Raw genomic sequence first — 23,011 nt, 5'->3', positions numbered from 1 at the left:
TAAATCACTCTACTAATATGAAAAATAAATCTAATAAAGAAAAAAACAAGCATCATAAGAATATTGTATTTTATATTCTATTATTTATGATATCGTATTCATTCGCACAAGTCGGTGTTGGAAATACAAACCCACAAGCCACTTTAGATATTACAGCATCTAATCAAGCAGCACCTTCAAATGTAGATGGCATTTTAATTCCTCGAATTGATACCTTCCCTGCAACAAATCCTACTGCTGCGCAAGATGCAATGCTTGTTTACCTAACCACTACGGTTGGTTTAAATTCTAAAGGTTTTTATTACTGGGATCAAGCAACAACAAGTTGGATTCGGTTTTCAAGTATTGAAAAACTAAACGATCTTTCTGATGCAAAATCTGATGTAGATGGTACTAATGATGGTTCTTCTATTTTTATTGGTATAGATGCTGGATTAAATGATGATGCTGATAACAATCAAAATGTTGGCGTTGGTTTTAACGCATTAATGACAAATGTAGATGGTGATGCTAATTCTGCGTTTGGATATGAAGCTTTGAAATTAAGTACAGGTATAAATAACTCTGCTTTCGGATTTAAAGCACTAACAACAAATTCCACAGGACGAAGAAACTCTGCTTTTGGAAGGGGAGCTTTAGAAGGAAATACGACTGCATTTTTTAATACTGCAATGGGAACACAAGCATTAACTACCAATACAACTGGAGCTAGCAATGTGGCCGTAGGTGAATCCTCTTTGTTTTCTAATGACTCTGGAAATAATAATACGGCAATTGGCACGCAGGCTTTGTATACTAATACCGGTAACGATAATGTTGCGATAGGTAATTTAGCTTTACGCGATAACACAACTGGAGCTGGAAATACCGCAGTTGGTACAGAAGCTTTAACTAAAGCCACAGTAGATTCTCTGACTGCTGTTGGCTATCATGCTTTATTTAAAAATGAAGCTGGAACATCTAATACAGCAGTTGGTTACGAGGCGCTTAATGAGAACGTTAGTGGAAGTAACAATTCTGCGTTCGGTCATAGGGCTTTGTTCACAAATACAACTGGTGCACGTAATACAGCTGTAGGATACGATGCACTTAATGATATTGTTACTTCTAATAACAGTTCTGCATTTGGTCATGCAGCACTTAGTACTAACACATCTGGTAATAATACTGCTATCGGTTCATTTGCAGGAGTTTTGTCTTCAGGAGCGGGTAATGTTATTATTGGACAAAGAGCTGGTAGCGAATTAGCCGGAGCAGAGAATGTACTTATTGGTCGGTTTGCTGGCTATGAATTAGATGGAAATAATAATGTGTTTATCGGAAAAGACACTGGTCGTTTTACAGCTGGAAATTCTAACGTTTTTATTGGTGATTCTGCAGGTCATGATGCCGCTTTTGCTTCGGTTAGTAATACATTAGTAATTCAAAATGAAGATAGTGCTATTCCATTGATTTATGGAGATTTTACCAATGATAGAGTGGGTATTGCCAAAATAGCAACGGCACATGCTCTTGAGGTTGAAGGTACAACTGAGGCGACTCAATATAAACTATCTGCATTAAATACAGCACCTGCTAGTGCTACTGATACTGGAGTTGAAGGTGAAATAAGAGTGACTGCGACACATATTTACGTATGTACAGCTACTGATACTTGGGTAAGAACTGCTTTAGCAACCTGGTAGATATAGGTTTACGTAGCTTTCTAAGTTATAAAACAGATTGTAATGATATGCCTAAAATCAACTCCCGTAAAGAGATTTTAAAATGCCAATAGGGGTTACACCTTAATTAATTTTTCAGCCTAAGGTGATTCCAATAAAATTTGAAATGCTCACGCCTAAAATAGCGTATAACTACAATACTTTCATTTAGTGGGTTATATATTACCATTAGTTGATGCTTCTATAGTAAATGGATTAAATTAAACATCAGAAAAAAGTAATTACTAATTCAAAATATTATAAATCTAACATTTAAATTATCATTTATAACCATTCTATATGTCATTAATCCTACAAACAATACTGTAACGCATTTATCTAAAAGAAATATTTAGTGTAGTTATTAACCTTTATAACAAGACTATGCTACCAAAAAATATCCTTTAAAAGTATTCAGATAATGAATACTTTTAAAGGATATTATGCTTGTCAATTTCAATAAGAGAGTACTCTTCTATAAACTTGAATGCTTTTAATCCATTGCAAGTGTTGCACCTATTTTATAAATAGGTATGTAGAGTTACCACTTGTAAAAGAATTTACTTTTTCTTCTTATTCTTTCTTGATGCCGCCTTTATTTCTTTAGCTCTGTCTTTTCCAAATGCTTTATTAAGAGACTTAGAAAATTCTTTATTACTTTCTTTTCTTTTTTCTTTTATCTCTTCAGAACCTCTTTCATACTTAGCATTAATTTCAAAAGTAGCCTTCACCTGTGCCTCTTTTAATGCTATTAATGTTTCCTTTTCTTCGCTTGTTAGTGTTAACTTACTTTCTACAGCTTCTACATAGGCACTAACTTTTTGGTCAATTTTTTTATCTGCATTTTTTTGAGCAAATACTGAACTACATATAGCGATACTAAATACGAGTAATAGAATTGTTTTTTTCATAATTTTAAAATTTTTAAGATTAATTGTTTATTTGAATAACAAACTTAATCTATATCTATATTAATGGCATTCTATCATTCATCATTTCGTTGCTGAAAACTATCATTTTTATTTTTTGAGTACTCAGAAGGCGATACCCCATGCAGCTTTTTAAAAGATGTAGAAAAGTAAGAATTAGAGGCTATTCCTATTTGATACATTACTTCTGCAACATTAAAACCACTATTACTATCTATTAGCTCAGCAGCCCTTTGCAACCTAAAATTACGTAAATAGGCATTTGGAACTTGTCCTGTAAGTTGTTTTAATTTTCTATAAAAATGCGATGAACTTAAACCTGCTTCTGTGGACAATTCTTCTACACCAAAATTTGAATTAGATAGGTTTTTTTCTATTATTTCTGTAATATTATCTAAAAATTCTATATCTCTTTTAGAAAATCCTAATTCCTTTTTGTCTTTTGGAGGTAAACTATTCTTTGAAAAATGCGCCTTTATTTTAACATTATTTTCTATTAGTTTTTTCAGTCGAAGTTCGAGATGCTTTAATGAAAATGGTTTACTAATATATTCGTCGGCTCCAAACTCTAAACCTTTAATTAAATCTACATTATCGCCTAAAGCTGTTAATAGTAAAACAGGAAGTTGGCAAGTTACTGGATTATCTTTTATGCGTTTACATAGTTCAAAACCATCCATCTCTGGCATCATAACATCACTGATAATGGTACTGAACTCTGTTTTCTTAATTTCATCTAGTGCTTCGACACCATTATTTGCTATAGTAATATTGTATTTGTCTGACAAAGCACTTTTTAGAAAATCTTGAATATCTGATTCATTTTCAACAACTAAAACATTATGCTGTTTTTCACTTTGTGCTTTACTATTAGCTACCTCAATAGCTTTACCTTGTAATGGCACCCAATTTTTTATGAATGTCTTTTTAACGTCATTATCTTCAATGTTAACTTCCTCAATTTTTGAAGAAGGAATAATAATCCTAAAACGTGTTTCTTTATTTGGTTTACTTTTTACAGAAATACGACCATTAAATAACTCTACTAAAGACTTACAAAAGGACAAACCAATACCACCACCACTAACATTGCCATCCTGATTTCCTAATTGATAAAACCGTTCAAAAATGGTATTTAAACTTTCTTTCGGAATACCTTTACCAGTGTCTGTAACATCAATTTTTATATTTTTAACATCATCTTTAAATACAATAGAAGCATTAATGCTAATAGTTCCTTGAACGGGTGTGTTTTTAAAAGCATTAGATAATAAATTGAAAAGAATTCTTTCTAATTTTTCTACATCAATAACAATCTCTTCATTTGGAGAGTTTATTTTATAATGAAAATTTATATTCTTTTCTAAGGCATAATTTTCAAAAGCTTCTGTTGTTGGATATAGAAATTCACCTAAAGTGGATTTGGTGAAATTTAAGTTTAAATACCCTTGTTCTGCTTGTCTAAACGTTATTAACTGGTCTATTAAACTTAAAAGTCGATGTGTATTCCTTTTAATAATGGCTAAGAATTTTTCACTCTCTGGATTTGTATTATTGTCTATAACTCTATCTAAGGGGCCAGAAATTAAAGTTAAAGGTGTCCTAAACTCGTGAGACAAGTTTGTAAAATATTTAAATTTTCCTTGGTTAATAACTTCGATTCTGTCTTTATCTAATTGTTCGTAGATTAATTTTTGTTTTAATTTTTCATGCTGAACAAAATAGAAAACAATTCCAACACCAATACATAACAATACAATAACCAATAGCGTATAGCTCCACCAGGTCTGATACCAAAGCGGTAAAACAATTAATGTTAATGTCTTAGCAGAATTACTCCATACACCATCTCCATTAGCAGATTTCACTTTTAATGTGTAAGTCCCCGCTGATAAATTAGTATAAGTAATAGTTGATTTTCCTTTAGCTGTTTCTACCCAATCTTTATTAAAACCATCTAATTTATAAGCTATTTTATTCTTTGCTGGTGCAGACGTATGCTCGGCAACTAAATTAAACGAAATGATGCGCTGACTACTAGAAACTGTTATAGTATCGGTTTCGGAAATCGCTTTTTCAAGAATCGTAATGTCATTTAGTTTTTCTCCAATTTTTACAGGTTTATTGTTAATTAATAACGACGTGATTAAAACACTTGGAGCTTGTGTATTTAAAGCTATTTTCTTTGGATTGAAAATAGTTAAGCCATTTAAACCTCCAAAATACATATAGCCAGATTTTCCTAGAGCATATGCTGATTGTCTAAAATTATTTTGCATTAAACCATCACTTACATCAAATACATTTACTTTGTTTGAATCTTCATTAAACCTTACCAATCCCATATCTGTACTTAACCACAAATTCTCACTGTTTTCTTGCGATAAAATTCCGTAAATAACGTCATCTGGTAAGATATTATTTTTTCTAAAACAGTCAATTTGTAACGGATTTCTGTTACTATCTAGTGTCAATTTATTTAAGCCACCACCAAACGTGCCAATCCAAATATTCTTTTTATCATCTTCATGAAGCGTAAAAATACTATTGTAACTTAGTTTACTACTTCCTGTTTTATTATCGCTATACTGTCTTAAAACTTCAACTTTTCCATTCAAATATTTACATTGCAATAAACCATTATCTGTACCAAACCACAACTGATTATTACTATCCTGTAAAAAGCTTTGCACTTTAGTAGCTGCAATTTTTAAGGATGATTTAATGGTGATTTTAGGTAAACTAGAATCCTCGATTACATCCCAAGGATTTTCTATTGTAATAATTCTATTTCCAGCCAAAACAAAATCTGTATCATTGATTTGTGCAATTTTTCGAGTTAAAAAAATGGATATATTTTCCCCTTTTGACAAAAACTGAATTGTTTTAAAATCTTTATTTATTGGACTGTAAACAATGACTTTCTTGTCAGTCCCAAACCAAATATAATTTCTATAATCTTCATAGATATACCTTATAACATCGTTATTCCCAATAGGTAATCTATTCTGTAAATCTTCGAACTTAATGTTATCTATATTGTTATCATTAATTGTATCTAAACTTCTAAACAATTTTCTATTATATCCAGAAACCCAAATCTTACCATTGCTATCCTCTAAAATTGAGGTGATTAAATTATCGCCAATAGAAAACGTATCATAGGGGTTGTTTGTATAAGAATAAAATGGTTTTTGATAAAGATCTAATTTATTAATTCCTCCTTGTGCAGTACCCAACCAAAGCACATCAAAACTATCTTGATAGACCGCATTAATTTGATGGCTACTGATGCTGTTTTTATTCTTTGGATTAAAATTAAAATGTTTGAAAGAATTTAAAATCGGGGTGAATTTATAGAGTCCATTATTAGTGGTTCCTATCCAAATGGCATTTTCATTATCATTAAATAAGCTATTGACATAGAAGGTAGAATCTTCATTAGGAACAATTATTTGCTTAACCAAATAATCAGATTTCGCCTCTAAATTTGAACTATACAAGCCTCGTGTTGTACCAACCCAAAAGATATTATCCACTTTTATAATTTCAGTAATATCTTTATTCTTAAAAAATTCAAAATCAACTGAATCTAGAATTGTTGATTTTAATGTTGAAGTTTCTGAAGGGTAATTAACCTTTTTCAACCCATCAGTTGTTCCTAAAATAATCGAGGAATTAAGTCCAAATGTAAACGTGTTTATCCCTATAGATTCTCCTTTAAAATCGAGAACAGTTTCAGGGTTATCAAAAACACCATTGCTGATATCTTTTAATTGGCAGCGTATTAATTTTTTAGAAGATGTTATCCAAACATAGCCATCATTTTTTGCGGCAATTTTATTGACATCGATATTATACTTAAGAGGTAATGTAAAAAAGCGCTCTAACCACGGGACGTAGATATTAACACCAACATTAGTCCCTATCCAAAGAATACCATCTTTGTCATTAAATAAATAGGTGACATTATTACTTGAAATAGCATTTTCATTATTAAATTCAGTGCTAAATGTTTTAAACTCATAACCATCATAACGAATTAAACCATTAGGAGTAGCGTACCATAAAAACCCATATTTATCTTGTTCTATGGCATTAACCGTATTTTGATTAAAACCTTCTTTATTAGAAATCCTTTCAAAATTTTGAGAATAAGCTTGTAGAGAAAATAGTGTAATTACAACACTAATGAAGCAAATAATTCTACGCATGTTATATTTTTAATTTGACACAAGAATATACGTATTATAATTTATTGACTAATAAATTCAAGTGATTTTTTATGTTATCAAGACTTCAACAATAAAACGATTCTAACCTGTGAACTTGAGTTTTTGTGCTTGAATCTAAAATCATCATATAGATTTAACAAAAATAATGATTTTTAACATCAAATTCATTTAAAACTCATCATTCTTAATAAAGTAATGAGAAATAACAAAATGTTGTACTTGTGATTTTTGGGACCAATTTTAAACAAAAAAAGCTGAAGATTTCTCTTCAGCTTTTGTACAGGCGGAGAGACTCGAACTCTCACACCTCGCGGCACTAGATCCTAAGTCTAGCGTGTCTACCAATTCCACCACGCCTGCATTTTTTAAATAATCCGATAGTTATCGGAATTGGGATGCAAATATAAACAATAGTTTGAATATACAAATATTAAATTTTCAATAATTATCAATTTTTAAGCAATGTTTTTTATCCGTAAAAACTTAGTCGTCTTAAAACAATTTAGAATTCATAACCTATTAAGATTTTTCAAAATAAAAACTTAAAGTTGAAAACAGGTTAACATATTCCTCTTATAATTCTTATTTTTGATACAAACGAAAAAATACTTATGCAAAGCATCAATTCTTATATTACAGAACATAAACAACGTTTTTTAGATGAGCTTATTGAGCTCTTAAAAATCCCATCAATTAGTGCCGATTCAGCTTACAAACAAGATGTGTTAACCACGGCTGATGCCGTTAAAGCAAGTTTAGAAAAAGCGGGTTGCGACCATGTTGAAATTTGTGAAACCGAAGGCTATCCTATTGTTTACGGTGAAAAAATTATAGATAAAAATTTACCAACAGTTCTGGTATATGGTCACTACGATGTGCAACCGCCAGACCCATTAGATTTATGGAACTCACCTCCTTTTGATCCTATTATTCAAAAAACAGATTTACATCCTGAAGGTGCTATTTTCGCCAGAGGTGCCTGTGATGACAAAGGCCAGATGTATATGCATGTGAAAGCCATGGAATACATGACAGCTAATAATGAATTGCCTTGTAATGTAAAATTCATGATTGAAGGTGAAGAGGAAGTTGGTAGTGTTAATTTATCGACATTCGTAAAAAACAATCATGAAAAACTAAAAAATGATGTCATTCTAATTTCAGATACCGGAATGATTGCACCAGATGTACCATCAATTACAACGGGTTTAAGAGGATTGAGTTATGTTGAAGTTGAAGTTACAGGACCAAATCGTGATTTACATTCAGGACTTTACGGTGGCGCTGTTGCCAACCCAATAAATGTATTAACGAAGATGATTGCGTCGCTTCACGATGAAAACAATCATATTACTATTCCTGGCTTTTATGATAAAGTTGAAAACTTATCGGATACCGAACGTGCCGAAATGGCAAAAGCGCCTTTTTCACTTGACGCTTATAAAAAATCATTAGATATTGATGCGGTTTACGGAGAAGAAGGATACACCACTAACGAGCGCAACTCCATTAGACCAACGTTAGATGTTAACGGTATTTGGGGAGGTTATACTGGTGAAGGTGCAAAAACAGTCATTGCAAGTAAAGCCTATGCCAAAATATCCATGCGTTTAGTGCCTCACCAAGACTGGGAAGAAATTACCCAACTCTTTAAAACCCATTTTGAAAATATCGCACCAAAAGGTGTTAAAGTAAAAGTGACACCACATCATGGTGGACAAGGTTACGTAACGCCAATTGACAGTTTAGGCTATAAAGCCGCTTCAAAAGCTTATGAAGCTACTTTTGGAAAAACACCAATTCCACAACGTAGTGGCGGAAGTATTCCTATTGTTTCGCTTTTTGAAGAGGAATTAAAAAGTAAAACGATTTTAATGGGCTTTGGTTTAGATAGCGATGCCATTCACTCACCAAATGAGCATTTTGGTGTATGGAATTACCTCAAAGGCATTGAAACTATTCCTTGGTTTTATAAGTATTTTACAGAATTATCAAAATAATTAAGTGATTTAAAAACACTTATTTAATTTTAAAAAAGCCTTATGATTAGTGCTAATCATAAGGCTTTTTCATTTTAAATCACCCAAAACTAATCACTTAACAAAACTATTCACACACTTAATTTCAACTCTACACTTGTAGAATTAAAAATTATATTCTACATTTGTAGAGTTAATTCTAAAACTGTAGAGCATGCAACTTTCAAAAACCGAAGAACAATTAATGCAACACCTCTGGAAGCTCGATAAAGCTTTTATGAAAGATTTACTAGAAAGTTACCCAGAACCAAAACCCGCTACTACAACCGTTGCTACCTTACTAAAACGCATGATCGGCAAAGGCTTTATAGATTATAAAACCTTCGGCAAGTCGAGAGAGTATTTTCCTTTGGTAAAAAAAGAAGATTATTTCTCTAAACAATTTAAAGGGCTTATTAAAAACTTTTTTAATGATAGCGCTTCACAGTTTGCTTCCTTTTTTACACGTCAATCCGATTTAACTAAAGAAGAGTTAGAAGCACTGAAAAAGATTATTGATACCGAAATAAAAAACAAGTAATATGGCAATCTACCTTTTAAAATTTTCGGCGTGTCTATTAGTATTTTGGTTGCTATATATTGCTTTTTTAGAGCGGCAAAATCGGCATCATTTTAAGCGTTTTTATTTATTGGGTGTATTGGCTTTGGCACTCATAATTCCTAAACTTACTATTATAGAATATGTAGAACCCGTTGTAACTACTTTTGAAACAACAGCAACATATATCAATGTAGAACCTATTTTGGTTCAAATCCAAAATGAAGAACCACAGTTATTTGATTTAGAAACGACACTTTGGTGTATTTATGGCTTTGGCGCATTAGTATTCACTATTCGGTTTTTGGTCAACTTGTTTCAAATGCGAAATCGTATTTCTAAGAATGAACGCTTAAAAAATCGGTCCTTTATTTATGTCTTATTAAAAGAGAACCGCATTCCACATTCCTTTTTTAGGTATATCTTCTTTAATAAAACGAAGTACGAATCTAACCACATTCCGAAAGAAGTGATGCTACACGAAGAAACCCATGCCAAGCAATTGCATAGTTTAGATATTATTATTTTAGAGTTACTTCAAATTGCATTTTGGTTTCATCCTTTAATCTACATATTGAAGCATCATGTAAAACTTAATCATGAATTTTTAGCAGACCAAGCCGTTTTAAAGCAAGGTGTGAACACTAAAACCTATCAAAATATATTATTACAATTTTCATCAAGCACACAAAATCATCAATTAGCAAGCGCCATCAATTATTCATCAATCAAAAAACGATTTACAGTTATGAAAACACAAACCTCCAAAACCAGAATTTGGTTAAGTACCTTATTAATACTACCAATTATTGCCGTTCTTTTTTACAGTTTTGCTGAAAAAGAATATGTTGAAAAAGAACCCCTAGAAACTTCTAAAGTTTTAAAAATCCAAAACGGCTCAATAACAGAAGGCGCAACGGAAAAATTAATGCAAGAATACCGAGATTTTATAATGAGTTATAACGACACGAACGTTATTATTGGAAAAAAATATGAGCGTGCTATTATAATTTATGACCAATTAATGTCTGACAAGCAACGTTTAAGTGTCGAAAAATACCCAGCACGATTAATTCCAGAACCAAATCTTTCGAAAACAACGCCAAGAAAACCCACTTCAGAACAATTGGAAGCATTTAAAGACACTAAAAAATATGCCATTTGGATTGATGGTAAACATGTTCCTAATTCTATTTTAAATAACTATGCAGCTAATGACTTTGTACATTATTCAGGTTCTATAGTTCATAAAAATGCGCGTAGCAAAAGCTTCCCACAGCCCAATCAATATCATTTATACACTACATCTGGATTTAAGGCTACTTACCAAGATTCTCAACTAAATCGTTATAATAAGGCAACTGAGACCTATGCAAATGCGATATCTGTATACCTAAAAGGACCTCAGACCGATAATTCTGAACTTAAAATTTTAAAAGCACAAGCCGATAAGATTTATAACTCTTTTACAAAAGAAGAATTAGAAAAGCATAATATTTTAATGGCTCCACCTGTGCCGGCCCAATATCCCAATTCTAATGGTATAGAAAAACCAATCATGGTAATTCTTATAGATAGTAAAGGACAACTGTTAGTTAATGATGAATTAACAACCTTAAATCGTATTGAATCGCGTCTAAACAATTTATCTGAATCATTTGATAAGTCTAGATCTGTTTACGTTAAATACGATGACACCAAAGATTCTTATAAAGTTCTCAAAGAGGTTAAGACTCTAATTAGGTTGTATAACTTTAAAGTTATTCAAGGAAATATATCTCAAATCGCACCACCTCCACCTCCTGCAAAACAAAAAACATCTAAAGGTGGCCCAAATACAAATGAATCTTATAACTATCCTATTCCACCACCAATTCCTGAGAACGCCACTCCTGAAGAACGCCAAAAAATGCAAAATGCTATTGACGAGTTTGAAAAAAAGAACAAAAGAAAAGTTCACACTATAAAACCTATTGAAATATTAATTAAAAAAGACAATAGTGTTATTTTAAATAATAAGCCAATTAAGTTTAAAGATATAGCCAATACAGCTTCTAAAATCAACAAAAATCTAACTATTAATGAACGTAGAAATTTTGTTTTTGCTTCCATTTTAATGGAGCGTAATGATAGTTATGATTTTGCATTAAAAATACAGAAGGAATTAAGAAATGCTGATATTTGGGCGTCTTCAGTTGTCTACCTAGAAAACCAAAAAAAATCTGGTTTACCTTCTAAACATTTCAATCATAATGCTGGATTAACAGTTGATGAAGCTAAGCAACAAAAAATGAAGTTATTACAAAAAGGGAATCCTGACGACTTATTAAATAAACAAATTGACAGTTTAAATAAAGCTGCTTATAAAAAAGATCCTTCAGAAGTAAATCCTTGGGCTATAACAACTGAAGTAACATATATACCAGATTCTCAAGAAAAAAAATCTACAAACCCTTCCTTCTTAGAGTTCATGGAAGACATGGAAAGCCAAGGTGCTACATTCTATTTAGAGGATAAAGAAATCACCGCTGAAAAAGCCAAGACTATCGCTAAAACGAACAAAGGCAAAAGCACAGAAATGACAACCAAATTAGATGAGAACGGAAAATATATGGTCCTTTTATCTACGCCAAAAGTCAATAAACCACAAGAAAGCATTCTCCCATTAGTAAATGGAAAAATAATAGAAACGGGTAAATTAAAAATGAGTTTAAACGACTTAAAAAAGCTAAAACTGACCTTGCCTAGCGCAGAAGTAACAGCTTTTAAGTTTAAAATTCCAGGTGTTAAAACGGAACAAATAAAAGGCAACACGATTTCAGAAAAAGCAATACTAAAACTACAATCGGCAAAAGTAGGGGATTATATCACCGTCTTTAATATTAAAGATGGTAAAGACTCAAACATTACACCTCTTGCTATTGAAATTGTCAAATAATATAAAACTAACAAAAAGTAATACTTTAAAGAATAACTTACTATTTTTAGATTGAAATAAAATTCACATTCTAATGAAATACATATTCTCTATTGCCATTGCCTTTTTATGCTTTAGCTGTATTAGCATTAAAGCAGATGTTACCACAACAGATACCATTGAAAAAACAGAGACGACGGAACTTGCTGAAGCTAATATTAGGTTAGTAATGGCAGACCAAGAAATCGCCTGGAACAATCACGATATGGAAGGCTTTATGCAAGGCTATTGGAAAAGTGATGCGCTTAAATTTTATGGTAGCAGCGGACTAACCAAAGGTTGGGAACAAACCTTAGCCAATTATAAAAAAGGCTATCCAACAAAAGCAGAAAGCGGCACTCTAAAATTTGTAATTAATGATATTTCAAAAATTGAAGATGATAATTATTGGGTGATGGGTGAATATCATTTGAACCGCGAAGTTGGAGATGCCAATGGTCCATTCTTAATTATTTTCAAAAAAATAAATGGCCAATGGAAAATTGTAGCAGATATGTCGTGCTAAAATAGACCTGTAAAAATTCAGTAAAAAAGAAGTGTCTCTAAAAAGATAAATCTATCTAATGATTAATATTTTAAAGACACTTTTTGTTGCTTAAAATTATTGTAACTCAATTAAGCAGCGACAATAGCATTTGAAGCGATATAAGCTTCTTCTTTTTCAATTTTAGGTTCCTCAGCTTTAAAATGCTGATACAGTTCTTTACAGCCTAAACCAATAATAGATAATCGTTTTGATTTACTAATAGATTCGTTATGTAATTTTGCCAAAGCCATTACACCCGCTCTATCAATACTACTCACTTGTTCAATATCTAGAAGTATGTCATCTAGCTTATCAAAAATGTTAGAAAAATGAGCATCGAAAGTTTTAAGGTTCAACTTGTTTAACGTTCCTTTAATCTGAAAACGGTTGTTGTAGTTTGTGATTTCTAAATCCATAATAATTAATGTTAAAAGCGTTCATACTAATCAGGGCTATTAATCAGTAAATTTATTTTGCTATTAATTAGAGGGATGACCTCAATATCGGACTTATAACAATGTTTTTCTTATAAAATCGACAAAGTGTAATTTAGACTAGACAATACGTATTGGCCTGTTTATTTTTTCGACAAACAACGACTTATAAAGCAAATGATTTGTAAGAAAAATAGAAGTTAAAAACACTTTAAATCAATGTTTTAACACATAGAAAAATACGCTCATCAAACTCTGTAAAGAAATAAATTGATTTAAATGAAAAAGAAGCTTAGTTGCTCGTAAAAATCAAAATTTTTACTTTTACATAATAATCATTCATTACTGTTTTTCAAGACTTAAAATCGTAGTGAAAAACCTATAAAATATAACTTTTATAAATACATGAAATATAAATACAAAGTCATATTAATGATACTATTAGCAGCGATTACCATTTATGGATTGGTAACAGGGCAGTATTTATTTATGGTATTTTTAATTCCTCTAAGCTTCGATTTTTTTAATAAAAAGGATTCTGATTAAGTTTTCTTGACGTATTCTGTTATAATAACTATTTGTTGGCCATCGACTCGACCTTCAATATAAGTTTCATTTTCGTGATCTAATCTAATATTTCTAACCGCCGTTCCTTGCTTAGCGACCATACTAGACCCTTTTACTTTTAAATCTTTTATTAAAACAACAGAGTCACCATGTTCTAAAATAACACCATTAACATCTCTATGAATTAGTTTATCAGCCTCATCCTCGTCATCACCAGAAGCTTTAGCCAATTCTAAAACATCATCCTCCATATACATCATACCCAATAAGTCTTGCGTCCAATCGGCCTTAATTCTATGCAACATTCGCCACGCCATAATTTTTACAGCATCGTGTTCACTCCACATACTATCATTAAGGCATCGCCAATGGTTGGGATCTATAGCATCTGCATCATTCATTTGTTCTATGCAGGTTTTAGAGGCGTATAATGCCGTTTTTAGTCCGTTTTCTTTGACATCTGGAACGATATATACCGCTAAGTTTTCTTCGCTTCCGCTAAGCTCACACTTTGAGCCACTTCGTTTTTGTAATTCTCTTTCTAATGACATAATTAATTAGTATAGTATTATAGTAATAGCGCAAAGATAGAGTTATTTGAGCGTTTCTTGAAGCTTTTTAGGCAGCCCTTTTACGACCATTTTATAGGAGTGATCTATTAGATTTGTAATTAGTTTCGGTGTCAATTCACCTTTTTGAATATATACACTATTCCATTGTTTTTTGTGCATATGGTAACCGGGTTGAATGCTGTTATAATCTGCTCGAAGTTCTTGCGCATATTCAGGATCACATTTTAAGTTAATAAATGCATCTCCTTCTTCCCAACGTTTTAAAGAGGTTAACGCAAACATTTTACCTAAAACCTTAAACACCAAGGTATCCTCATTAAACGGAAAGTGTTCCGTAACGCCTTTTTTGTTGAGACAATAATTTCTGTACGCTTCTATATTCATCTTCTTATTACTGTAAATACAGAAATCTTAAATATTACAATAACAACTTATGTTGGTATCTTTCACAATGTGGACAACATTTTAAAACCTCATCACCTAGTTCAATTAAAAAAAACCAGATTATTTTAACATCTTTTTATCGGCTTCTCCTTCAATTTTTAATGCTGAATAATCTAAGGTCCAACCAATGGTTTCTACCAAATTTTCTATAAGGTGAATGGCTTCTAAAGCTTCTTGTTTCGCTATAGTATACAGCCCACTCTCTGGCACTTTGTCCATGATATGTGCCTTAGCTTTAGTGTGTAAATCCGTTAAATCTGCAGCTTCAAACCGATTAAACATACCATCGCGCTTATCGTAATAATTAATATCACTTTCTATTGATAAAATTTCAGGTTGTGGAAAATGAGAAAACGTTACTGTTTTAGAAGCAGCATCAGCGCTCATTTGCACTTTACCCAAATCAAAACCAATATGCGCTTTTGCCTTAATAACCACTAGTGCTTTTTTTCGACTAGAAATTAGCTTTAAAAACTTAGATTTGACGTCCTCATAATGATAGATCTCTGCAAAGTCACCTTCTACCGTTACAAATTTACAGACGCGTTTTATTTTATCTAATATAAGAATTGACTGCGCATCGGTGACTTTTTTAGTTTTCCATTGTTTATAGATGGTCACTAAACCTAACGTAACCAAAATACTAATGATGATGATAAAAAAAGTTTCCATAATTTCTTTAAATATATGACACTAAATAAACGAATCTGTCACATTTTATTACGCTATAATTTTATATAAAATGGGTTTACTTGGGCTGGCATCATTTTCAAAAGGAGCAATCTGCAGGTTAAGCATATACTTACCATCTTCAATTTTATTAGACACATATATAAACTCAGTAATTGTAGCATCTAAGCGTAATTTTCCTTTGGTATTCCAAAAGGCATTATGCGCTAATAATTCGCCACCATCCTGTTCTTTATCTACACTTGGCAAATCAACTAATAAATGTTTTATGCCTTTAGTTTTAAGATATTCAGCAGCGTCTTCTAACAAATAAGTCGGATTTGTATTAGAGTATTGTTTCGAAAGCTTGTCACGTGTATTTGGCATGGTTCTAATAATAATGGCGTCACGTTTTTTATTGCCCAAAGTAAATTTCAACTGTTTTTTTGAAATCACGTAGTCATCCCCCAATTTCTCTGGGGCTACCGTTACGACTTCTGCTAAAAAGAAAAACTGTTTTAGATGCTTATTTATAGAATAGACTTTTTCTACAATATGACCAACAGTTTCGGTATGTGTACCATGCGAATGCGGGTTAAAAGTAATAGTATTAAAATTTATTACAGCACCATTAGCAACACTCACCGTATCGCCGTCTATAATTTCGGGTTTAATCTTAGGGGGATTAAGATACCAAGCACTCACATTACTAGCGTCACCTCTTAATGGAATTGAGATATCTAAGGGTTTTGTAAGGTCTATTTTTAATTTTCTTGATTTTAATTGTATTGTGGCTATCATTTTTTATACTAAATTTTTCCTGTATTGAACGTCTTATAATGTGCAATACCCTTTTCAAAATTACATCAATCTAATCTTCTTAAAAAGAAAGTTAATCAATGAAGTTAATTTATTTTTTTAATGCTTTACGCTTACTTCTATAGCTATATTTTTAAACTAATTTAAGAGAAATAGTTCTGACGCTATACCATCACACAAAAACTGTCCTTTTTTAGTCACGCGTAAATGCGCATCTTCAATATACAACAAATGTTGATTTATAAAAACTTTGGATTCCGACATTAAATACGCCTTAAAATCAGCACCAAAATCTTGTTCTACTTTAGTGAACGAAACACCCCAAATCGTTCGCAAGCCCGTCATTACATATTCATTATACTGATCTGTTGGGGTTAAGGTTTCAGTTTCCATTGGTAATTCATTTTGTGCGATAGCCTGTATGTATTTTGAATTGTTTTTTACATTCCAACTACGCGTTTTACCATTAAATGAATGTGCTGAAGGCCCAATACCCAAATACGATTTCCCCTGCCAGTAGGCTGAATTATTTTCACTAAAATAACCTTCTTTTCCAAAATTAGACAATTCATAATGCACATAGCCCGAAGCTTCTAATTTATCTTTTAAAATATGAAATTGCTCGTGTGCTTGTTCATCATCTACATTATCAATAATTCCTTTTTTTATGAAGGATGCCAATGCTGTTTTGGGTTCAACGGTTAGGGCATAACTTGAAATATGAGGCACATTAAAACTCAACGCTGTTTCTATATTTGAAAGCCACTGTGCGTTTGAAGCCTTAGGAATACCGTAGATTAAATCGAGTGAAATATTATCGAAATACTTCGTCGCTTCAACCAAGCAAGCTTTTGCTTCTTCGGCATTATGCGCTCTGTTCATCAGCTTTAAATCACTTTCAAAAAAAGATTGAATGCCTATAGACAAACGATTAATACGACTTTTAGAAAATTCTTTAATACGGGCTTTAGATAAATCATCTGGATTGGCTTCTAAGGTAATTTCAGGAGCATCTACCACGCTATAATATTGATAAACGGCATCAATTAAGGTTTGTAATTCTTCATTAGACAATAAACTCGGAGTACCGCCGCCAAAGTAAATTGTGGCTACTTTGGTGTTTTTAAATTCATCTTTACGTAATTCTAATTCTTTGACTAAAGCCTCTATGAGTTCGTCTTTTTTCTTTAAAGAGGTCGAAAAATGAAAATCGCAATAATGACACGCTTGCTTACAAAATGGTATGTGGATATAGATGCCAGACATTTAATTTTTAGTTTTCGGTGGCTGTTTGCAGTCGTTTACGTTCATCTTTTATTTATTCTTTAAACACATCCTCATTTACAGTTTTTAACTAAATACTGACTGTGACTGCTTACTTTTTTATACGTCCTTCATTCTGTTTTACAAAAGCAGACCACCCCGAATAACTCTTACCAACCTCAACACGACCTTCGTTATAAAAATGACAAACGGCTGCTGCCAAACCATCCATTGAGTCTAGGTTTTTAGGTATCGTTTTAAGCCCTAACATGCCTTGTAACATTTTAGCGACTTGTTCTTTACTGGCATTACCATTCCCGGTAATGGCCATTTTTATTTTTTTTGGAGCATACTCTGTAATCGGAACTTCGCGCGATAAACCGGCCGCCATGGCAACACCTTGCGCGCGTCCTAACTTAAGCATACTTTGTACGTTTTTACCAAAAAATGGGGCTTCAATTGCAATTTCGTCGGGATGATAGGTATCGATGAGTTCTACCGTACGCTCAAAAATAAGCTTGAGTTTTAAATAATGATCATCATACTTTTTAAGCATTAGCTCGTTGAGTTGCAAAAACTCCATGGTTTTCCCTTTCACTTTTATGAGTCCAAAGCCCATAATGGTTGTCCCAGGATCTATGCCTAAAATAATTTTTTCTTTACTCATTTACTACAGCAATTAATTACAATAACGGCAACCATCTAAGGAAACAGCAAGGCCAAAGGTAAGGTTAAAAACACTACCATTAAAAGCGCCTAAACCAGTTAAAGCCGGATTATAATCCTCTAAAGACGTTACACCGTACAAATAAGCGACATCTGTAAAAACGGAAACTTTTTCATTTATAGCATAGTGGACTTCTAAACCTCCATTTAAATTTAAGAAAGTCTGTTTATTATCACCCAAAGTTCCTAATGGCTTTACAAATGCAACTCCAGGTCCTGCGTGGGCAATAAGTCGCATTCGCGTTGGAATAAAGCCTAAATAATCTGTAGGATCATATACAAACTGAGCATTTATTCTTGAATAATTGATTTTAAATTCTGGTGTGTCATCAGCATTTTTAAACCGATTAAAACCAAAATCTAATTTTACCCCATAATGTGAGGTTAGCATATGTTGAATACCCAAATTTACCGTCGGAAAATTTACAGGCTGCGCATACGAGCCTTTTACAAAACCGTCCGTTGTTGGATAATTTATACCAAGAGCAAAAAGAGCTTTCCATTTGGAGGTGTCTTTAAATTGTGCCTCACAGTTAAACGTTATAAAAACGAGACTCAAAAAGAAAAGGTAATGTTTAAAATTGTACTGCATCTCTAAGTTTTTGATTTTATTTGTAGTGTGAATTTTCATCTACCATACAAAACTAAACAATTCTGCTTTGTGCTGATAAAATTGAGTATTGTACTTGCTGCGTTTTACTTTATTTATACTAAACTTGTTGGTAATGACGATTTAGAATTCAATACATTTTTATCATTTTTAAAAGAAAACAGCACATTCTCACTAAAAACCATCATTTTTTTAGTCTTTTTAAGTGCGTTTAACTGGTTTTTTGAAATTTTAAAATGGTACTATTTAGTGGCGTCTCTAAAACCCATTTCCTTTAAATTAGCTTTAGAACAAACTTTAGGTGCCCTTACAGCTTCTTTAATTACACCAAATAGAATTGGCGATTACGGCGTAAAAGCCATGTATTACAAAAAACCACTTAGGACTAAAATTGTAGGGCTAAACCTTATTAGCAATAGCACACAAATGCTGGTCACCACAGTTTTAGGCGGTATTGGAGGTATGTTTTTTATCAATCAATATGGCGTAACAATTAACCATATGCTACTTCTTAAACTTAGTGTTACTGTTTTGATTATTGGTCTTTTAGTCCTGTTTGTTTTGAAGCAAAAACGCTTTAAAATTAAAGGGTTTTCATTGGCTTCTATCCTTAATTTTATAACATCAATCCCCTTAAAAACTCACGCTTTAACACTCGTATTATCTGTAATTAGATATCTTATTTTTTCATTTCAATTTTATTATTTACTGACGCTTTTTGGTGTAGATATCAATTACACCAACGCTATGGCTATTATAACAAGCCTATACTTTCTAGCTTCAATAGTGCCAACGATTTCCTTTTTTGATGTCGTTATAAAAGGTAGCATTGCTGTATTTTTGTTTGGTTATATTCATGTAAATACCATCTGTATTTTAAGTGTCACCACACTAATGTGGCTGTTTAATTTTGTACTTCCGAGTAGCGTAGGAAGCTATTTTGTATTGAATTTTAAATTCCCAAAACCCGAAAAACAATGCTAACAGTAGGTGTAATTTTCATTAGTATTAGCTACCTTCTAATTATAGGCTGGCTGACCTACGGTTTTGACCAAGTTTCAGATTTTAAACTCCAAGATTTACCTTCTAAAACATCATTTTCTATAATTATTCCGTTTCGGAATGAAGCTAAAAGTCTTCCTCATTTATTAAACTCTATTTCTAAACTACAGTATCCTAGACATTTATTTGAAGTTATTTTAGTTGATGACGATTCTGATGATGATTCGGTTACTGTGATTTCTAAATTAACTTCAGAAAAATCTTTCAACAACATTAATATTCAGACAATTACAAATATTAGACAGTCTAACTCACCTAAAAAAGATGCGATAAACTCGGCTGTAAAAACCTCAAAATTCAACTGGATTATAACGACTGATGCCGATTGTATTTTACCAAATTATTGGCTCGATGCTTTTGATGCGTTTATCCAAACACAACACCCAAATTCTATTGTAGCACCTGTGACTTACCATGGTGAAACCTCATTTTTAAATCGTTTTCAAACTTTAGATTTCCTAAGCTTACAAGGCGCCACCATTGGTGGTTTTGGAATAAAACACCCTATAATGTGCAATGGTGCTAATTTTGCATATCGTAAATCAAGTTTTGTTGCTGTTAACGGTTTTAAGGATAATGATGCTATTGCTAGTGGCGATGATGTGTTTTTACTCGAAAAATTTTTAGCTTTAGATCAAGCTAAAGTTCAGTACTTAAAATCTAGTCATGCTATGGTGACCACAAGTCCGGCTAAAGACCTAAAACATTTAATACACCAACGCTTACGATGGGCTTCAAAAGCTAGCCATTATAACAATTGGTTCACTAAGCTTATTGGACTGATGGTATTATTAGGAAATTTGTTGTGCTTAGGCTTGATTCCGGCAGTTTATTTCAATCTATTTTCAATTAAAATAGCCTTTGCTTTATTTATTATTAAATTTAGTATTGATTTTTTACTTCTGTTTAAAACAGCACGCTTTTTTAAACAAGAAAAACAACTTAGCTCTTATTTATTGGCAAGTGTCTTATATCCTATTTTTAACGTGAGTATTGCTTTATTAGCCGTTTTTACATCTTATGAATGGAAAGGGAGAAAATTCAGGAAATGATTTTATGCCGGATTAATGGTTTAAAAATTCCTCAACCCTATTTATAAATAATTCGTTTATACCATGAGTAATTCTGCCACGCTCAGTGTTATATTTCAGTAGCAACAATAGCTTAATTAATCTTAACGATTACAGGTAGTTCAAATGCTGTGGTCACTGGTTGGTTCCTTTTAATGGCAGGATAAATTTTAGGAACCCCTTTTAAACTTTGGCGTAGTAGACTGTCTATTTCAGGAATTTCTTGAATTGTTTCCGGTTGTACCTTAATCGATTCTACGTTTAAAAGCCCCGTTTTATCAATTATAATTTTTAAGATAATGGTATCTTTAACATCATTAGCAACGACAAGATTTTGCGCTCTTAAAAATTGATTCACATTAGTAATTAACGTATTTTGAAAACAAATCTTATTATCTTCTTTTGTTGTCATAGCATCACAACCCATAAAAGTTGGATAGGTATCCACCTCATTCCAATTAAACGTCTGGAGTTCTTCTTCAAGCAAATCTTCAGGGTAGACTTTCTTTTTATCGAAATAATTACAAGAAGTCGCTGTAATAAGTAAGATTAAAAGACAAACAATTCGATTCATTAGTACAGTTCTGATAGCGAAAAGTACAATATTTTATTTAAAAAATTAACAGACTAGTTGGCTTTTAGATGCTATGGTCCAGATGATGTAACTATTTCTATTTCTTGGACTAAGTTTTAGTCTTCCTCCAAGAATTTTTCTTCTCGCAATTCTTTTAATCGGGATTTAGCATAACTAACAAACGGGCTTTTTTCGTTTTTCTCAACATACTTTTCGTACATGTTTATTTTACTATCTAAATCGGCATAATATTCATCTTTGGTTCTCAGAATATAGAACTCGGACATAAAATTAAGTGGGTCTTCTTTTAACGATTTTTGAAAGGCTTTTATCGCTTCATCATATTTTTTTTGACGATTTAATACCATTCCTAATTTTTGATATTCATGAGATAATGACACATCCTGAAGGGTTAAAGACAGCGCGATGTACTTTTCTGCATTTTCAAAATCACTTAAACTTTCATAGTATGTTCCTATAACATACATCGCACTCGCATCATAAGGATTATATTTTAAAGCCTGTTTTCTATAGCGAATTGCCTCTTCATAATAGGCGTTTTGAGCATAACTTAAACTTAATTTTTCGTAAATAAATTCAGACTTTTCACCTAGCTCTAACAATTTTTGAAACCAAACCACAGCATTTGCATATTCCTCTTGATAATAAAAGGTTTGTGCTTTTAGACTTATCAATTCTACATTGTTTTCATAGCTTTCTAGACCTTTATCTATAAACCGATGAGCTAGTTCAAAATTATGTTTTATAAGGTGGTGTTTCGCGATTTTAAAAATGGCTTTTTGATGGGTGAAATCTAACCCAAACGTCGTCGTAAATTGCTCCAAAGCGGTACTATCTTTTTGCTTTTCTAAAACGATACCTAACTCATAATGGTAATTCGGATTTAAGCTATCAGATCCAATTAGGTTTAAAAACTTCTGATTCGCCTCTTTATACTTCTTAGTTCTAGATAAAAGTTTAGCGTATTCATATTGCAGCAACAGATTATCTTCATCGACCTCAACGGCTTTTTCAAAATAGTTTAAAGCTTCTCCATAATTTCCTATAGCCATATAAGCTTTTGCTATTTTAGGATAAACGGCATCTAAATTTTCAAGCGACTTGTAAGTTTCTATGGCTTTTGAAAAATTACCATTCGCATAAAAATTATCTGCATTATCTATTTGGTCTTGTGCGTTTACACTCAACGTAAAAACAACAGCTAAAAGCCATAAATTTAATTTCATAACACAG

20 protein-coding genes and 1 tRNA gene are annotated in these 23,011 nt (G+C 32.1%); 8 read left to right on the top strand and 13 right to left on the bottom strand.

From position 1 onward, the window contains the following. The first annotated feature begins 17 nt into the window (after positions 1 to 17). Positions 18 to 1,685, top strand: a complete 1,668-nt coding sequence (locus HM982_RS01030) for a hypothetical protein (protein WP_179351271.1) — start codon at positions 18 to 20, stop codon at positions 1,683 to 1,685. A 578-nt stretch (positions 1,686 to 2,263) separates the two neighbouring features. On the opposite strand, the gene HM982_RS01025 is transcribed toward HM982_RS01030, so the two are convergent. The 3 genes from HM982_RS01025 to HM982_RS01015 all read right to left on the bottom strand — a co-directional run bounded on the left by HM982_RS01025 (position 2,264) and on the right by HM982_RS01015 (position 7,227). Then, on the bottom strand, positions 2,264 to 2,614 hold the full coding sequence (locus HM982_RS01025) for a DUF4047 domain-containing protein (protein ID WP_179351270.1): 351 nt from the start codon (positions 2,612 to 2,614) through the stop codon (positions 2,264 to 2,266). 74 nt (positions 2,615 to 2,688) lie between these two features. After that, positions 2,689 to 6,846: a hybrid sensor histidine kinase/response regulator transcription factor gene (locus HM982_RS01020; protein ID WP_179351269.1), complete on the bottom strand. Its 4,158-nt coding sequence runs from the start codon at positions 6,844 to 6,846 to the stop codon at positions 2,689 to 2,691. A gap of 299 nt (positions 6,847 to 7,145) precedes the next feature. Then, positions 7,146 to 7,227, bottom strand: a tRNA-Leu gene (locus HM982_RS01015). A gap of 251 nt (positions 7,228 to 7,478) precedes the next feature. On the opposite strand from HM982_RS01015, the gene HM982_RS01010 reads away from it, so the two are divergent. From HM982_RS01010 to HM982_RS00995, 4 genes are all read left to right on the top strand, one after another. Next, positions 7,479 to 8,867, top strand: coding sequence for a dipeptidase (locus HM982_RS01010; RefSeq protein WP_179351268.1), 1,389 nt, complete (start codon positions 7,479 to 7,481; stop codon positions 8,865 to 8,867). 193 nt (positions 8,868 to 9,060) lie between these two features. Then, the gene (locus HM982_RS01005; protein WP_179351267.1) at positions 9,061 to 9,426 is read left to right on the top strand and encodes a BlaI/MecI/CopY family transcriptional regulator; all 366 of its coding nucleotides are present in this window, start codon (positions 9,061 to 9,063) and stop codon (positions 9,424 to 9,426) included. A gap of 1 nt (position 9,427) precedes the next feature. After that, complete coding sequence (locus tag HM982_RS01000; protein ID WP_179351266.1) at positions 9,428 to 12,382, top strand: M56 family metallopeptidase; 2,955 nt, start codon at positions 9,428 to 9,430, stop codon at positions 12,380 to 12,382. Positions 12,383 to 12,455: 73 nt separating this feature from the next. Then, positions 12,456 to 12,926, top strand: coding sequence for a YybH family protein (locus HM982_RS00995; protein WP_179351265.1), 471 nt, complete (start codon positions 12,456 to 12,458; stop codon positions 12,924 to 12,926). A 110-nt stretch (positions 12,927 to 13,036) separates the two neighbouring features. Here the strand turns inward: HM982_RS00995 and HM982_RS00990 are convergent, their stop codons facing one another. After that, positions 13,037 to 13,363, bottom strand: a complete 327-nt coding sequence (locus HM982_RS00990; RefSeq protein WP_179351264.1) for an STAS domain-containing protein — start codon at positions 13,361 to 13,363, stop codon at positions 13,037 to 13,039. Between the two features lie 423 nt (positions 13,364 to 13,786). Between HM982_RS00990 and HM982_RS00985 the strand changes: the two genes are divergently transcribed. Next, complete coding sequence (locus tag HM982_RS00985; RefSeq protein ID WP_179351263.1) at positions 13,787 to 13,927, top strand: hypothetical protein; 141 nt, start codon at positions 13,787 to 13,789, stop codon at positions 13,925 to 13,927. Here the strand turns inward: HM982_RS00985 and HM982_RS00980 are convergent. From HM982_RS00980 to HM982_RS00950, 7 genes are all read right to left on the bottom strand, one after another. Next, positions 13,924 to 14,499, bottom strand: a complete 576-nt coding sequence (locus tag HM982_RS00980) for a PhnA domain-containing protein (RefSeq protein WP_179351262.1) — start codon at positions 14,497 to 14,499, stop codon at positions 13,924 to 13,926. The two genes, HM982_RS00985 and HM982_RS00980, sit on opposite strands and share 4 nt — an antisense overlap. Before the next feature lie 42 nt (positions 14,500 to 14,541). Next, positions 14,542 to 14,904, bottom strand: coding sequence for an MmcQ/YjbR family DNA-binding protein (locus tag HM982_RS00975; protein ID WP_179351261.1), 363 nt, complete (start codon positions 14,902 to 14,904; stop codon positions 14,542 to 14,544). A gap of 120 nt (positions 14,905 to 15,024) precedes the next feature. Next, the gene (locus HM982_RS00970) at positions 15,025 to 15,636 is read right to left on the bottom strand and encodes a DUF4230 domain-containing protein (RefSeq protein ID WP_179351260.1); all 612 of its coding nucleotides are present in this window, start codon (positions 15,634 to 15,636) and stop codon (positions 15,025 to 15,027) included. Between the two features lie 48 nt (positions 15,637 to 15,684). Further along, positions 15,685 to 16,434: a cyclase family protein gene (locus HM982_RS00965; RefSeq protein ID WP_179351259.1), complete on the bottom strand. Its 750-nt coding sequence runs from the start codon at positions 16,432 to 16,434 to the stop codon at positions 15,685 to 15,687. 156 nt (positions 16,435 to 16,590) lie between these two features. Then, positions 16,591 to 17,718 carry a radical SAM family heme chaperone HemW gene (gene hemW, locus HM982_RS00960; protein WP_179351258.1) on the bottom strand — a complete coding sequence of 376 codons (1,128 nt, stop codon included), beginning with the start codon at positions 17,716 to 17,718 and terminating at the stop codon, positions 16,591 to 16,593. A 109-nt stretch (positions 17,719 to 17,827) separates the two neighbouring features. Beyond that, positions 17,828 to 18,382 (bottom strand): crossover junction endodeoxyribonuclease RuvC, encoded by a 555-nt coding sequence (gene ruvC, locus HM982_RS00955; protein WP_179351257.1) that lies wholly within the window; start codon positions 18,380 to 18,382, stop codon positions 17,828 to 17,830. 12 nt (positions 18,383 to 18,394) lie between these two features. After that, a complete protein-coding gene (locus tag HM982_RS00950) occupies positions 18,395 to 19,000 on the bottom strand; it encodes a DUF481 domain-containing protein (RefSeq protein ID WP_246296550.1) in 606 nt (201 codons plus the stop codon). A gap of 114 nt (positions 19,001 to 19,114) precedes the next feature. On the opposite strand from HM982_RS00950, the gene HM982_RS00945 reads away from it, so the two are divergent. Both HM982_RS00945 and HM982_RS00940 read left to right on the top strand, forming a co-directional pair. Further along, entirely contained in the window at positions 19,115 to 20,035 is a 921-nt protein-coding gene (locus tag HM982_RS00945) for a lysylphosphatidylglycerol synthase domain-containing protein (RefSeq protein ID WP_246296549.1), read from the top strand. Further along, the gene (locus HM982_RS00940; protein ID WP_179351254.1) at positions 20,029 to 21,165 is read left to right on the top strand and encodes a glycosyltransferase; all 1,137 of its coding nucleotides are present in this window, start codon (positions 20,029 to 20,031) and stop codon (positions 21,163 to 21,165) included. The genes HM982_RS00945 and HM982_RS00940 overlap by 7 nt, the downstream gene beginning before the upstream one ends. Before the next feature lie 112 nt (positions 21,166 to 21,277). Here the strand turns inward: HM982_RS00940 and HM982_RS00935 are convergent, their stop codons facing one another. Continuing rightward, complete coding sequence (locus HM982_RS00935) at positions 21,278 to 21,757, bottom strand: hypothetical protein (protein WP_179351253.1); 480 nt, start codon at positions 21,755 to 21,757, stop codon at positions 21,278 to 21,280. Positions 21,758 to 21,873: 116 nt separating this feature from the next. After that, entirely contained in the window at positions 21,874 to 23,004 is a 1,131-nt protein-coding gene (locus HM982_RS00930; protein ID WP_179351252.1) for a tetratricopeptide repeat protein, read from the bottom strand. Positions 23,005 to 23,011: the final 7 nt, after the last annotated feature.

This window comes from Winogradskyella vidalii (genome assembly GCF_013403955.1).
Lineage (GTDB): Bacteria > Bacteroidota > Bacteroidia > Flavobacteriales > Flavobacteriaceae > Winogradskyella > Winogradskyella vidalii.
Note: the sequence above shows the minus strand (reverse complement) of the source record. Positions and strands in the feature narration are given on the sequence as shown.

What these genes read in the sequence shown, in the direction of transcription:
- HM982_RS01030 (WP_179351271.1), top strand. Translation starts at nt 18, where the DNA reads ATGAAAAATAAATCTAATAAAGAAAAAAACAAGCATCATAAGAATATT.
- HM982_RS01025 (WP_179351270.1), bottom strand. Translation starts at nt 2,614, where the DNA reads ATGAAAAAAACAATTCTATTACTCGTATTTAGTATCGCTATATGTAGT.
- HM982_RS01020 (WP_179351269.1), bottom strand. Translation starts at nt 6,846, where the DNA reads ATGCGTAGAATTATTTGCTTCATTAGTGTTGTAATTACACTATTTTCT.
- HM982_RS01010 (WP_179351268.1), top strand. Translation starts at nt 7,479, where the DNA reads ATGCAAAGCATCAATTCTTATATTACAGAACATAAACAACGTTTTTTA.
- HM982_RS01005 (WP_179351267.1), top strand. Translation starts at nt 9,061, where the DNA reads ATGCAACTTTCAAAAACCGAAGAACAATTAATGCAACACCTCTGGAAG.
- HM982_RS01000 (WP_179351266.1), top strand. Translation starts at nt 9,428, where the DNA reads ATGGCAATCTACCTTTTAAAATTTTCGGCGTGTCTATTAGTATTTTGG.
- HM982_RS00995 (WP_179351265.1), top strand. Translation starts at nt 12,456, where the DNA reads ATGAAATACATATTCTCTATTGCCATTGCCTTTTTATGCTTTAGCTGT.
- HM982_RS00990 (WP_179351264.1), bottom strand. Translation starts at nt 13,363, where the DNA reads ATGGATTTAGAAATCACAAACTACAACAACCGTTTTCAGATTAAAGGA.
- HM982_RS00985 (WP_179351263.1), top strand. Translation starts at nt 13,787, where the DNA reads ATGAAATATAAATACAAAGTCATATTAATGATACTATTAGCAGCGATT.
- HM982_RS00980 (WP_179351262.1), bottom strand. Translation starts at nt 14,499, where the DNA reads ATGTCATTAGAAAGAGAATTACAAAAACGAAGTGGCTCAAAGTGTGAG.
- HM982_RS00975 (WP_179351261.1), bottom strand. Translation starts at nt 14,904, where the DNA reads ATGAATATAGAAGCGTACAGAAATTATTGTCTCAACAAAAAAGGCGTT.
- HM982_RS00970 (WP_179351260.1), bottom strand. Translation starts at nt 15,636, where the DNA reads ATGGAAACTTTTTTTATCATCATCATTAGTATTTTGGTTACGTTAGGT.
- HM982_RS00965 (WP_179351259.1), bottom strand. Translation starts at nt 16,434, where the DNA reads ATGATAGCCACAATACAATTAAAATCAAGAAAATTAAAAATAGACCTT.
- hemW (WP_179351258.1), bottom strand. Translation starts at nt 17,718, where the DNA reads ATGTCTGGCATCTATATCCACATACCATTTTGTAAGCAAGCGTGTCAT.
- ruvC (WP_179351257.1), bottom strand. Translation starts at nt 18,382, where the DNA reads ATGAGTAAAGAAAAAATTATTTTAGGCATAGATCCTGGGACAACCATT.
- HM982_RS00940 (WP_179351254.1), top strand. Translation starts at nt 20,029, where the DNA reads ATGCTAACAGTAGGTGTAATTTTCATTAGTATTAGCTACCTTCTAATT.
- HM982_RS00935 (WP_179351253.1), bottom strand. Translation starts at nt 21,757, where the DNA reads ATGAATCGAATTGTTTGTCTTTTAATCTTACTTATTACAGCGACTTCT.
- HM982_RS00930 (WP_179351252.1), bottom strand. Translation starts at nt 23,004, where the DNA reads ATGAAATTAAATTTATGGCTTTTAGCTGTTGTTTTTACGTTGAGTGTA.